This window comes from Clostridium gelidum (assembly GCF_019977655.1).
Classification (GTDB): Bacteria; Bacillota; Clostridia; order Clostridiales; family Clostridiaceae; genus Clostridium; species Clostridium gelidum.
The window spans coordinates 1976535-1989894 of sequence record NZ_AP024849.1; the positions used below are offsets into that span (position 1 = coordinate 1976535).

The 13360-nt window shown below is 28.3% G+C and carries 12 protein-coding genes, 1 pseudogene and 1 riboswitch; of the genes and pseudogenes, 9 read left to right on the forward strand and 4 right to left on the reverse strand.

All coding sequences use genetic code 11. From position 1 onward, the window contains the following. Window positions 1–53 precede the first annotated feature (53 nt). Window positions 54–524, forward strand: a complete 471-nt coding sequence (rpiB, locus tag psyc5s11_RS08725) for a ribose 5-phosphate isomerase B (RefSeq protein ID WP_224037214.1) — start codon at window positions 54–56, stop codon at window positions 522–524. A 275-nt stretch (window positions 525–799) separates the two neighbouring features. On the opposite strand, the gene psyc5s11_RS08730 is transcribed toward rpiB, so the two are convergent. After that, complete coding sequence (locus psyc5s11_RS08730) at window positions 800–1339, reverse strand: DUF6512 family protein (RefSeq protein ID WP_224037215.1); 540 nt, start codon at window positions 1337–1339, stop codon at window positions 800–802. A gap of 212 nt (window positions 1340–1551) precedes the next feature. On the opposite strand from psyc5s11_RS08730, the gene psyc5s11_RS08735 reads away from it, so the two are divergent. Beyond that, complete coding sequence (locus psyc5s11_RS08735) at window positions 1552–1812, forward strand: hypothetical protein (RefSeq protein WP_224037216.1); 261 nt, start codon at window positions 1552–1554, stop codon at window positions 1810–1812. A gap of 195 nt (window positions 1813–2007) precedes the next feature. On the opposite strand, the gene psyc5s11_RS08740 is transcribed toward psyc5s11_RS08735, so the two are convergent. Beyond that, on the reverse strand, window positions 2008–3660 hold the full coding sequence (locus psyc5s11_RS08740; protein ID WP_224037217.1) for an MFS transporter: 1653 nt from the start codon (window positions 3658–3660) through the stop codon (window positions 2008–2010). Window positions 3661–3799: 139 nt separating this feature from the next. On the opposite strand from psyc5s11_RS08740, the gene psyc5s11_RS08745 reads away from it, so the two are divergent. The 6 genes and pseudogenes from psyc5s11_RS08745 to psyc5s11_RS08770 all read left to right on the forward strand — a co-directional run bounded on the left by psyc5s11_RS08745 (window position 3800) and on the right by psyc5s11_RS08770 (window position 10063). Further along, window positions 3800–4417, forward strand: a complete 618-nt coding sequence (locus tag psyc5s11_RS08745) for a TetR/AcrR family transcriptional regulator (RefSeq protein WP_224037218.1) — start codon at window positions 3800–3802, stop codon at window positions 4415–4417. A gap of 429 nt (window positions 4418–4846) precedes the next feature. Continuing rightward, window positions 4847–6019, forward strand: coding sequence for an NAD(P)-dependent malic enzyme (locus tag psyc5s11_RS08750; RefSeq protein ID WP_224037219.1), 1173 nt, complete (start codon window positions 4847–4849; stop codon window positions 6017–6019). A 250-nt stretch (window positions 6020–6269) separates the two neighbouring features. Continuing rightward, the gene (locus psyc5s11_RS08755; RefSeq protein ID WP_311196419.1) at window positions 6270–7259 is read left to right on the forward strand and encodes a 2-keto-3-deoxygluconate permease; all 990 of its coding nucleotides are present in this window, start codon (window positions 6270–6272) and stop codon (window positions 7257–7259) included. A gap of 184 nt (window positions 7260–7443) precedes the next feature. Continuing rightward, window positions 7444–7553 (forward strand): annotated as a pseudogene (locus psyc5s11_RS08760) (butyrate kinase); the annotation flags it as partial. A gap of 236 nt (window positions 7554–7789) precedes the next feature. Beyond that, window positions 7790–9364: an ATP-binding protein gene (locus psyc5s11_RS08765; protein WP_224037220.1), complete on the forward strand. Its 1575-nt coding sequence runs from the start codon at window positions 7790–7792 to the stop codon at window positions 9362–9364. Between the two features lie 3 nt (window positions 9365–9367). Further along, entirely contained in the window at window positions 9368–10063 is a 696-nt protein-coding gene (locus psyc5s11_RS08770) for a response regulator (protein WP_224037221.1), read from the forward strand. 116 nt (window positions 10064–10179) lie between these two features. Here the strand turns inward: psyc5s11_RS08770 and psyc5s11_RS08775 are convergent, their stop codons facing one another. Next, window positions 10180–10569, reverse strand: a complete 390-nt coding sequence (locus tag psyc5s11_RS08775) for an ACT domain-containing protein (protein ID WP_224037222.1) — start codon at window positions 10567–10569, stop codon at window positions 10180–10182. 374 nt (window positions 10570–10943) lie between these two features. Continuing rightward, a riboswitch (guanidine-I (ykkC/yxkD leader) is annotated at window positions 10944–11039 on the reverse strand. 93 nt (window positions 11040–11132) lie between these two features. Further along, window positions 11133–11894 carry a 3'-5' exonuclease gene (locus tag psyc5s11_RS08780; protein ID WP_224037223.1) on the reverse strand — a complete coding sequence of 254 codons (762 nt, stop codon included), beginning with the start codon at window positions 11892–11894 and terminating at the stop codon, window positions 11133–11135. Window positions 11895–12413: 519 nt separating this feature from the next. Here psyc5s11_RS08780 and psyc5s11_RS08785 point away from each other — a divergent pair. Next, window positions 12414–13259 carry a putative RNA methyltransferase gene (locus psyc5s11_RS08785; protein ID WP_224037224.1) on the forward strand — a complete coding sequence of 282 codons (846 nt, stop codon included), beginning with the start codon at window positions 12414–12416 and terminating at the stop codon, window positions 13257–13259. The last annotated feature ends 101 nt before the right edge of the window (window positions 13260–13360 follow it).

The window sequence follows — 13360 nt, forward strand, 5'->3', positions numbered from 1 at the left end:
TGTATATTGATTTACAACATATATAACAAAATTTAAGTTGGAGGTATACAATTATGAAGATAGCTATGGCAAATGATCATGCAGGGTTTTCGTTGAAAGAAGAAATAAAGGCGTATTTAGAAGCACAAGGACATGAGGTAATAGATTTTGGAACGCATAATGAAGAATCTTGTGATTTACCAGATTATATTTATCCTGCTTCAATGGCAGTTGCAGAAGGAAAGGCTGATCGTGGAATCTTCGTAGATGGAGTTGGATATGGTAGTGCTATGATTGCAAACAAGATATATGGTATATATGCAGCAGTTTGCCAAGATCCATTTTGTGCAAGCTTAGCGCGTGAACATTCAGATACAAATGTTCTTTGCATTGGTGGAAAAATAATTGGTTCAGCAATAGCAATGGAAATCGTTAAGACATGGATGACTACTGAGCATGCTGGAGATGTAGAAAAATATGCAAGACGTGTAAATAAAGTAAAAGAGATTTCAGAAAAGCATTTAAAGAAATTATCTAAAATTTAATAGATATAGTGAATAATAAATTATTCAACTTAAAAATAGTAACTTCCAAATAAAAGGAGGTTACTATTTTTTGTGTTTTAGGCACAATTAAAAAATAACAAGTCCATTTGTCAGTCTATTTTCCATCATGCTACGTCGGCAAATTGACCGAATAGGCCTGCTATGAGGCCAATTCGTCTCGTTGCTTGATGAAAAATATTCATGGCAACTTTGGACTTGTTATTTATTTTCATGTGCCTTATAAAATAAAATTATTTAGGTACAAGATTGTACTATTAAATTCCATATTGTTGAGTAATAGGATCCATAAATATGGGTAATTTAGGCGGAGAAAAAGTAAAAATTGTAAAGGTAATAACTATTAATAGACTTATTAAAATAGAGAGATAAAAGTCAAACTTCTCTATCTTTGCTCTATTATAAAGATGAAGTGCAAAGCACTGAGAAATAAGAAGACCTAAAAATAAAGAAAATATATCAAGAAATAAGGAATGAATCCCAAGGGCACCAGTATAAGTATAATAAAAAGAAGTTATGACAATGGGACTAACAATAACTGAAAAAACACAACATCTAAACCATCTGTATGTGGGTACATCATCCAATATAAAAAAGCCTATAATCCACCAAAGAAAAGTTGGATATACAGAAAGCTTTAAATGTTCCCAAATACTTTCGTTAACAGGGGTGAAGATACCTACAATAGTTGAGTGTCCGCTTAAGTCATATGCAAAATGCATTAATGATCCAAAGAGAAAAATAATTGGGATGCCAATAAGAATCCAAAGTTTTGGTTTAATAGAATTAGTATACATATGAGTCTCCTATTTATTGATTAATATTAACTAAGTTCACTATAATATAGTATAGAAAACAAAGAATTATTACAAAGTTGTCATAAGTAATTACATTTCATAGGCTACATTGATATTTTTGTAATAACTTGTTAAGAAAAACTTAATAAAGCTGACAAGAACTTGTCAAAAACCAATGGTAATATATTTATATAGAAGGGACGGTTGATATTATGATAAAAGCAAATAATGAATTAGAAATAAGAAATGTAATTTCAAGTGAAGATAAAAAAATACTAACAAAAGCATTAGATGGGATAAAAGGTTGGAAATTTAATCCTATAGCTGTAGTTACTAATGGTATAGAAGATTATTACTTTATATGTAAAGTAAAAACAGCAATAAATACTTTACAAATGAAAGTGGCCAAGGTATATATAAAAATTAAAAATGATAGTAGACCTAGATTGTTAGGCATAGAAGAAATATATTAGAGAAAAATCTTTAAATCTAATAATCTATTTAAATGAACAATGGAGAGGAAAAATAGAAACATATGAATGATTTTTATAAGCAAAAGAATTTTTAAAATGCAGTGGTAAGTTTAGAACTAACAACTGCATTTTATTTATATATACATTATATATTTGCTCTGATATTTTCTTTTATGCATTGAGAAAGTTTGTTTACTAGGCTATCATTTTTTCATCATCTGTTGGCTTTCTATCAGTAAATAAGCCACATATAGATAATATAAAAACTATAACATATGAAACTACAAATGTATTATCAAAAGCCTTGGTTAGCTTTTTAGTTCTAAGATCTTTAGCAAAGTTTATTATATATTCTACACTTGTCTTTTGCTCGTTTATGGTAGTTAAGACTGTTGCTTTCTTATTGTCAGGTGCCTTAGCTAGCATTATTTTACCTTGCTTATCAATATCCTTAATAAAGTCTTCATTTGAACCTGATATTGAATTGTGATTTGAATTATTAATATTACTCAACATTTTTTCTTTAATAACTGGATCTAGATTTGCTTGTGAATTTATTTGCGTCGCAACATCTTGTTTAATGTTATTAGTTGCATTTGTGACATTACTGTTTAATATACTTACAAGAACTGCAATGCCTACACACATCCCAATTTGCCTTCCAGCATTAATAATTCCTGATGCCATACCACTTTTTTCTACAGGTAGATATTTTATTGATGAAGCTATTGACTGTACTGAAAACCCAAATCCAATTCCCATAATAACAAGCGCTATTCTCATGCTTGTTATTGAAGTGTTTATATTTATCTGTGATAACAACACTGTACCTACTCCAACAATAAGTATTCCTGAGAAATTAACAAATCTTGATCCAATCTTTTTAGCCAAAACACCACCTAGTGGAATACCTAATACTGAAGTTATTGAAAGAGTCATTAGTATACTTCCAGATTTAAGAGGAGAATAGCTAAATATCTGTTCTAGATAAAAATTTAATAATAATAGTGGTGAAGCTGTTGCAAAGCCTGCCAACATATATAAAATGCAAGAGGCCGTAAAGGTACTTTCCTTGAATAAATTAAGTGGTAGCATTGGTTCTTTAGTTTTAACTTCAACAAATAAGAATACGCTAATTGATAAAATGCAAATGCAAAAAAGTGATACTATTATTTTTGATTGCCATCCATAATCGTTTCCCTTAAGAAGTGGGAAAACTAAGCAAAATATACTTATCATAAGTAAAATTGCACCTGCAGCATCTACTTTTTTTGAAACCGTAGTATCATAAGATTCATTTAAAGCTATAACTGCAAAAACTATAGCTATAATAGATATTGGAACATTAACATAAAAAATATATTTCCAGTTTAAATACTGGAGAATTATACCACCTAAGGGTGGACCAACAGCTGCGGCCAAAGCTGTAATTCCACCTGATACAGCTATTACAAAGCCTCTTTTTTCTTTGCCAAAAATCTCAAGTCCTAGAGGCAAAACAACAGGTGTTATAATAGAAGCTCCTATCCCTTGAAAGAATCTCATAATGATTAAAAATCCAAAGGAATTTCCTAATCCGCAAAGTAGTGATGATAGCCCAAATATAAATAATCCTATTATTAATATTTTCTTTCTGCCAAATTGATCTGCAATTTTAGAACCTATAATTAAGAAAACTGAAAATGATAACAAATACGCAGTTGTAACCCAGCTTACATCATTAATACTTTTACTTAAATAAATTGCTATGTCTGGTAATGCTATATTTACTATGGTACTATCCAAAACACCTAAAAAACAACCAATAATTAATGCCGTAAAACCTAAAATAACTTTACTTTTTTTCATAAAATCCTCCTAATGTGAAATATGTTTCATGTTTATATAATAGATTCTATATTTAATAATGTCAATACATGAAATACATTTCATATTCACTTTATTGACAAAATATATGATTTATATTAACATTCAACTAGGTGATATTATGAAAAGAGAAATAAGGATACCAGTTCAAAAAAGGTCAATAGAAAAGAGGCGAAAAATAATTGATGCTGCATTAAAAATATTTAATGAAAAAGGATATTTTAATACTAATACAGCTGAAATTGCTAAGGAAGCAGGGCTAGCTACTGGAAGTCTATATGCATACTTTAAGGATAAAAAGGATATTTTTTTAGAAGTAGCAGATTTATATGAGACCACTATTTACAATCATATTGTTGATGAAATAAATAAAATGGAAGATACAAATGATGAGGATTTAATGATAAAAACCACTATAAATATAATAATTGAAAGCCATAAAATATTTCCTAAGTTTCACCAAGAAATGATGATATTATCATATATAGATAATGAAATTAGATATCGTTTCCGTAAAGAGCAGGGGCTTTTGGTTATTAAATGTATGGAAGAATTTAAAAATATCAATATAAATATTAAAAATGACAAGGAAAAATACTTTTTGATATCTTCTCTAATTGAAGATACCTGCCATGAAATTGTTTATAATGAGAAATCAAATCTAGACAAGGATTCTTTAATAGAAATATGCGCAAAATCAGTAAAAAAAATGTTGTATACTTCGTTCGATAAAGATTAAAGAATAGATTTTTGGTGTTATAAAAGAACTTTAGAAAATATGTAAAACTGTATATTAAAGTGGACACAATTTTATTGTATCTACTTTAATATACAGTTTATTTATTTTTGAATTCTGTACTGCTGAGTTATAGGATCAATAAATATAGGCAATATGCATTTTTGCAGAAGAATGTGAATTATTATCTAAAAATTCAGAATAAATAAACATATTTTTTATTTATCAATATCACGTAAAGTGTTGATTTATAAGGATTAATCAAAATTGTTAAAAAATACACAAAGTATTCTTAATTTACAAAACGTTATTTAAAGTTACTTAATATTTTAAATTTTCAGACAAAATGATATTATCTAGTTACACCAAACAAACAACAACAAATTAACAAGTATTAAATGTAAATGTTTAAATAAAGAAGGAGTGTTTTAAATGAATTATTTTGAAGAAAGCTTAAAATTACATGAAGAAAGAAAAGGAAAAATTTCAATAACATCTAAGGTTAAGATTGAAACAAGGGATGATTTAAGCCTTGCATATACACCAGGAGTTGCAGAACCTTGTAGAAAAATTCATGAAGACCAAGAAAACGTATACAAATATACATCAAAAGGAAATTTAGTAGCTGTAGTTACGGATGGAACAGCAGTACTTGGACTTGGAGATATAGGACCAATGGCAGGAATGCCTGTAATGGAAGGTAAAGCAATATTATTTAAAGAATTTGCAGATGTTGATGCATTTCCTATATTAGTAGATACTAAGGATGTTGATGAAATCGTTAACGTGGTTAGATTAATAGCTCCAACATTTGGAGGAATAAACTTAGAAGATATTGCAGCTCCAAGATGCTTTGAAGTTGAAGAGAAACTTAAAAAATTACTTGATATTCCAGTATTTCATGATGATCAACACGGAACTGCAATAGTAGTACTTGCTGGTGTTATAAATGCACTTAAAGTAGTAGATAAGAAACTTGAAAATTTAAAAGTAGTAATAAATGGTGCTGGAGCAGCTGGAACTGCCATAGCTAAACTTCTATTATCTTCAGGAGTAAAAAACTTAATTGCTGTTGATAAAGTAGGTATTCTATATAGGGGAATGGAAAAAATTGATGATGCTAAAGATGCATTAGCAGAAATAACAAATCCAGATAATATAACAGGTAATCTTTCAGATGCATTAGTTGGCGCAGATTTATTTGTAGGAGTATCAGCTCCAGGAATATTAAAACCTGAAATGGTTAAATCAATGAATAAGGATTCAATAATCTTTGCAATGGCAAATCCAACACCAGAAATAATGCCTGATGAAGCAAAGATGGCTGGTGCAAGAGTTGTAGGAACAGGGCGTTCAGACTATCCTAATCAAGTAAATAATGTTTTAGCTTTCCCAGGAATATTTAGAGGAGCTTTAGATGTTAGAGCAAAAGAAATAAACGAAGAAATGAAACTTGCTGCTGCATATGCAATAGCTGACTATATTAAAGATGAAGATATAAATGAAAACAACGTAATTCCAAGTGCTTTAGATAAGAATGTTGCTAAAAAAGTAGCAGAAGCAATTGCAAAAGCTGCTAGAGAAAGCGGAGTTGCAAGAAAGTAGTAAAAGTATTAATAATACTAGTAATATCATTAGTAGAGATATAGATTTTATACATGTTACTAAATAACTAGTGTAAAGGTTGTTAGGACATGTATAGAATCAAAAATACACCAACTTAAGCTAAATAATAATTTAGGTTAAGTAAAGCGAATCCCACAAAATTATAGATGAGCGATGGAAATTATAAATTTCAATAATATTAAAAATGTAAATGTTTAAATTAAAAGATAAAAACTTAGGAGGTATAATTATGCAAATTCCAATTAAGAGAACACTTGATAAAATTCCAGGTGGTATGATGATTGTTCCACTTTTCATAGGGGTATTAGTTAATACATTTTGTCCACAAGTTTTAAAAATTGGTGGATTTACAACAGCATTATTTAGTTCAGCAGCATCATCAACAATCTTAGCTTGTTTTATGTTTTTTATTGGTTCACAAATTAATTTCAAACTAGCACCAAAGGCATTAAAAAAAGGAGTATTATTAATAGCTGGAAAATTTATAGTGGGTGCTGGTATTGGTATAGCTGTAGGAAAAGTTTTTGGACCTGCTGGAGTATTAGGTTTATCACCATTAGCTGTTCTTGCAGCATTGACAAATTGTAATGGAGGATTATATGCATCTCTTGCTTCACAATATGGTGATGAAACTGATGTAGGTGCTTACGCTTTATTATCTTTAAAAGATGGTCCGTTTTTCACATTAGTTGCATTAGGTGCATCGGGACTTGCACAAATTCCTTTTATGTCACTTGTTGCAACATTAGTTCCAATAATAATAGGAATGATACTCGGAAATCTTGATCCTGATATGAGAAAATTTCTTGGAAGTAGTAAATTATTATTAATTCCATTCTTTTCATTCCCATTGGGTGCAGGAATGAATCTTTCAACTATTATAACAGCTGGAGGTCCTGGTATATTATTAGGAATATTAGCTTCTTTTACTGGAATAGGAGGTTATATACTTTTAAAAATATTTAAAGAAGAGCCTGTAATTGGACTAGCAACTGGATCAACTGCAGGAAATGCAGTAGCCACACCAGCAGCTGTTGCATTATTAGATCCAACAATTGCTACTATAGCAACAGTGGCTACTGCACAAGTTGCAGCATCATGTGTAGTATCTGCTATCATTTGCCCATTCATTGTATCGTTTGTATTCAAAATGATTAATAAGAATAAAATAAAAAAATCAAATAATGAAGCTACTAAAGCTACTGAAGCTACGGCATGATAAAAAATGATTATTTCAAAGGTTTAATTTCAAAATTAAATGTATAGCATGAGTGAAGCATATATTCTCGTAATTTTATAGACGGTTTTAGATAAAGTAGGTCGCATTTTTTATTTTAAAAGTGAAGTTTAATATATTGATAAAATGGAAATACTTAAGATGAAAATGTAAGAGAGGGAAAAATGTGCAAGGAGAGCATGCATCGAATCTTGGAGCTATAATAGCAAGTGATATTGCGAGTTCTATTGGTAAATATGCTTATATAGTAGATATCCAGTAGTTGTAGATGAAATGCTTGCATTAGAACAAGCGTAATTAGAGTTTTATCAAGACAATAAGAATTTGGGGAATATAAATAAATTATATAATTAAGAGCGGATTCTTAGGAAGTGCGCTCTTAATTTTTGTGTTAAAAGTAAACAAAATGGATTATATTTTAAATTAGAGTAACTCTCCTATATATAATAATTCAATTTTTATATATAATAAGTTTAAACATATTTAAATATAGAGTTGTGATAGGTGATAAAATGAAGTTAAAAGAGAAAATAACATCCTTTGTAATAATTATTCTAGTGATTTCGATTGGTAGCATAACAATTTTTTCATTTATTGAAATGAAAAGATTGTTAAGAGATCAAATAGATAAAAATATGATAAATATAGCTAATTCTTTTGCATCAACTTATGAAGTTAAGCAATATTTGAAGGGGAATGAAAACATTTCCAATGAATTGCTAAATGATGAAATTGAGAAAGCTCGTTTAAAGACAGACGTAGAATTTATAGTTGTTATGGATATGAATGGTATAAGGTATTCTCATCCAGTGAAAGATAAAATAGGTGAAAAATTTATGGGTGGTGATGAACAAAGGGTATTAAGTGCGGGGGAAGAATATATATCAACAGCAAGTGGAAGTCTTGGAGTTTCTGTAAGAGCTTTTACTCCTATTTATGATGATGATAATAAACAGATAGGTGCAGTAGCTGTAGGAATGTTATATAATAAATTTGATAATGAAGTGTATACTAAAATTTATAAATTTATGCCTACTATAATAATTGGATTGATTTTAGGCGTTTCAGGAGCAATTGCTCTTTCGTATAACATTAAAAAAGCTATATTTGGTCTTGAACCTGAAGAAATAGCTCTAATATTAAAACAAAAAGAAACTGTAATTGAAAATATAAAGGAAGGCATAATTGCTTTAGATAATAAGGGTTGCATAACTTTATTTAATGAGGAAGCTAGCAGAATTTTAGAAATAAAAGAAAGTGATATAGGAAAACCAATTACAAATTTTACATATGAAAGTATGGTTCAAGTGGTTTTAAGTAGTGTGAAACCAATGAAAAATATAGAAATAAAGGTACGTCCAGGTTTAAATATTATGTGTAAATATAGTATTATAAGAGGTTTTAAAAATCAAATTTTAGGTTTGGTTGTAACTTTTGAAGATTTAACAGAAGTACGTAAAATGGCAGAAGAACTTACTGGAATAAAAAAAATGACATGGTCACTTCGAGCTCAAAATCATGAATTTATGAATAAATTACATACAATTTCAGGGCTTGTTCAATTAGAGGAATATGATGAAGCTGTTAAATTTATTAATGTTATTGCAACAAGTAAAAAAAACATAGCTACAATAATATCAGATAAAATAAAGGATGTAGCAATTGCAGCATTAATACTATCTAAGTATAGTAAATGTGAGGAAGCTAGAATTAATTTAGTAATAGATGAAAATTCGAAAATAACTAAATTACCAGAATATATGAATTCACAGGAACTTGTATCTGTTGTTGGTAATTTAATAGAAAACTCTATAGATGTAGTTAAAAACGATGGAACTGGTGAAATATATGTAAAAATATATGAAGAAGAGAATAAACTTAAAATTATTACAAAAGATAATGGATCAGGAATACCTGAAAATATAAGAGACTCAATTTATGAAATGGGAATTACAAGTAAAGATGGTGGACGTGGCGTTGGAATGTACGTAGTAAAAAAAATTATTAACGAAGCTAAAGGCACTATAGACTTTAAGGTTAATGGTGGTACAGAGTGGAATATATCTATACCTATGGAAAGGGGTTAAACGATGATTAAAACTATGATTGTTGAAGATGATCCAATGGTTAGGCAAATAAACTCTAAGTTTTTAAATAAAATAGATGGCTTTTTATTAGAAAAAGCTGCTGCAAATCTTACAGAAGCAAAGGAGTTTATATCAAAAAACACTGTTGATTTAATTCTTTTAGATGTTTATCTTCCCAATGAAAACGGCATAGATTTTTTAAAGTGGTTAAGAAAAAATGAAATATCATCAGATGTTATATTAATTACTGCTGATAAAAGCATGGAAAGAATTAAGGAAGCCTTTAGATATGGAGTTGTAGATTATTTAATAAAACCATTTACCTTTGAAAGGTTTAGAGAATCTCTCGGTATTTTTAAAGAAAGACTTAGTAGTTTTACAAATCATCAAACTATTGAACAAGGTGAACTTGATAAGCTTATTTTAACCAGCAAAAATAAGGAATGCAGTGATGAAGATTTAGTATACAATCTTGAAAAAGGTCTTAATAAATATACTTATAAATCAATAGTTAATGAACTTGATAACATTAAAGAAGAATATTTTACTACTGAGGAATTATCTGAAAGACTTGGCATAGCAAAGGTTACTGTTAGAAAATATCTTGATTATATGAGCAAACAAGGACAACTAGAGAAAATCATTGAATATGGTAAGATTGGAAGGCCACTATATAAATATAAATTAAAAAACCTTTAGATATAAGTTCTAATTTATGGCGCAAAAATATTTGGATATGTTTTAATATAGTGTTGAAATATAATAAAAAGTTATAGGTGGTATTGTCCGCTTATAACTTTTTAACATTACTTAATTTATCCTATAATTTCATATCTTTCTTTAACAAGTGAATCTACAGCATTATCTATATCCTTATTTTTAACAAGAATATAATCTGTATCGTAAGTGGAAACAGCAAATATACTTATTTTATTTTGTGCTAATATTCTACTAATTGAAGCAAGGATTCCTATTAATGAAAAGTCTAATGGCCCTTCAATCTTTAAAATTCTCCAATCTTTTTCGCACTTTATATCATTAGGAATATGATCTTGTGAGCATACTATTGATAATTCATCACATGTTTTTGTTATAGAGAAAAAGTCACTACTTTGTGCCCATCTAGGAATTAATTCATTTTTATCTAATCTACAAACTCCATATTTTTCTTTTAATAATTTCAGTGTTAATATTTTTTCTATCATATCTTATTTTCATCCTTTCTTTTTATAAGGCACATGAAAATAAATAACAAGTCCAAAGTTGCCATGAATATTTTTCATCAGGCAAGGGGATAAATTGCCCTCATAGTGGGTCTATTAGGTCAATTTGCCGACATGAGCAGTGAACCCAAATCTATGATTTGGTGTGAATCGCTTACTCAATGAGCGCATGCGAATCGAGCTTCCATTATGATGAAAAATAGGATGGCAAATGGACTTGTTATTCTTTTGACTGTGCCTAAGTACTACGTTAATATAAAATTATTAGTGTATTTTTTATATCATAATCATAATATTCCTTGACATAATTTTAAAAAAGCAAAAATAAAAAAGCCAATAGAAATATTATTAAAAATATCTCCCAGGCTTTTATCCTTCCGTGTACACACTTAACTGTGCGTTTTCTCTCGGACCTGCAAGCTATAAACTGCGGAACCCTAGAAAACTATATAAAGTATTTATATATATTTGCAACCAATAAATCAATTTTAGCATAAGATAATATTTAAATCAACTTTGTATATATTTTTCCCATGTGTATGTATTTAAAGTATAAATTGTCTAGTTTTACCCATCATATAAGCAAGCTTTATTATGGATTTTTCCTCCTCAGACATTTCTCTATTATACATTTTCTCAAATTGATTTATTAAGGATAATATATCAATTTTTTCTTTTGGCTGTGATATTCTTCTAGGAGAAGCAGGGGTATAAATCATAGGTTTTATATTATCATTATAAATAAGCTTAAAGATTTCTGCAGTATAATAAGCATCATTAAAAGCATCATGAAATTCACCTTCAATTGGTATATTTAAAAGCTCAATTGCATTTCTTAGACCTATTCTAGATTTTTCTGGCGCTTTAAGATATTTTGAAGCATATTTTTGAATGTCAAAATACTTAGGAACATATGAAGTAGATAAATTATGAAATTTTAGGTTTCTTACCAGTTCCTTAATATCAGCGGCTCCCCAAACACATAATGTTATTTCATCATTGCCAATAAATTTTAGAAAATCTTCATAAACATGAATAAAATCTTTGCATGAAGCAACCATATCATCAGTTATTTTAGTTAAATTTTCTACAAAAGGATGAATAGATTTATATATTGTTGGTTTTATTAGCATATTAAAGGTGGAAATTAATTGAAAATTTTCATTTAATTTTAATGCTCCAATTTGAATAATCTCAAAAGGTATACTACAATTGTTATTAATTTCAGTTTCTATAGAGTTGTTATAAGTTTCTGTAGAAGCGTTATTTTTCTGATTAAATTCTAAATCATATATGATATAATTCATATCTTCACCTTCTTTTCTATTTATACCCTCAAGGGGCATAATTCTAGTTAATAGCAATTTATTATATTACTTATTTCTATTATTACCAATAATAGAAGCAATAATATTAGTTTAAATCATATTATTTAAATATTCCACATTATTTTAGATACCTATTTTTAGATTTGTCGAAAAATAATAAATAAAAATGTGAAAAAATATAGAACATTTTGTCACATTATGTTATAATATAGATGTACAGAAGAATGAAATTTCAATACCCCCCAAACCCATCCCCTTATAATATTATATAATATAGAGATGCAGTCGTTATTGGGCTGCATCTTTTATTTTATATATATTTAATCTAAAATGTTTTAAGGTACATTCAAATTGTAACTTTGACTTGATATTTTCTTCATAAATACTCGAACATAAAATATAATTAATCAACCCTAAAAGCGTTCGAAAAGTTGATAAAAACATTCAAAAAGTGTATAGTATAGAGATTGTAAAGATATAGAAAGAGAGCTGTATATTATGAATAATGAACTGCTGCTTTGCCCTGTTTGTAAAGGAAATTTGATTAAAGATGTTTCGAATAAAATGTATAAATGTGAAAATAATCATACATATGACATTGCAAAAGAAGGGTATGTGAATTTATTAATTAGTAATCAAAAAAGAAGTAAAAATCCGGGCGATTCTAAGGAGATGGTATTGGCAAGAGTGGAGTTTCTGTCTAAAGGTTATTATGGGGTGCTGTCAGATAAAATTAACGAAATGATTGTTGAATCTTTAAGTAAAGATAATAATGATAAATTTAATATTATGGATTTAGGATGTGGAGAAGGTTATTATTTAACAAATTTAAAGAATTATATGGATGAAAGAAATATAAAGGCTAATTACTATGGTATGGATGTATCAAAAGAGGCTGTAAAACATGCAAGCAAAACCAATAAAGACTGTATTTGGGCAGTTGGAAATAATTTTCATATTCCGGCGGAGTGTAAATCTATAGATTGTATACTTTCTGTATTTAGTCCTATAGATATTAATGAGTGCAATAGAGTTTTAAAAGATGATGGAGTTTTCGTTAGGGTGTTGCCTAGAACTAATCATTTGATTCAACTTAGAAATATTATTTATTCAGAGGTTCATTTAAATGAAAAAGTATATAAAGCTGATGATGAGGAAAATGAATATGTTAAAGAATCTAATGTTACCTTTGACATTGAATTGAACAAGGAAGAAATTCTAAGTTTATTGAAAATGACACCTCATTATTGGAAATCTACTGCAGAAAATAAAGAAAAATTAGATTCATATGAATCACTTGTTATTACTATAGATATGCGTATAGGTGTATTTCAAAAGAAATAAAAATATTTGTATGAGTGTAGGCAAATTTTAAGTTATAAAAAAATGATTATCTTAATACTATTATAACTTTGTCGAAAAATAATTATTTAATATTCCTGAAG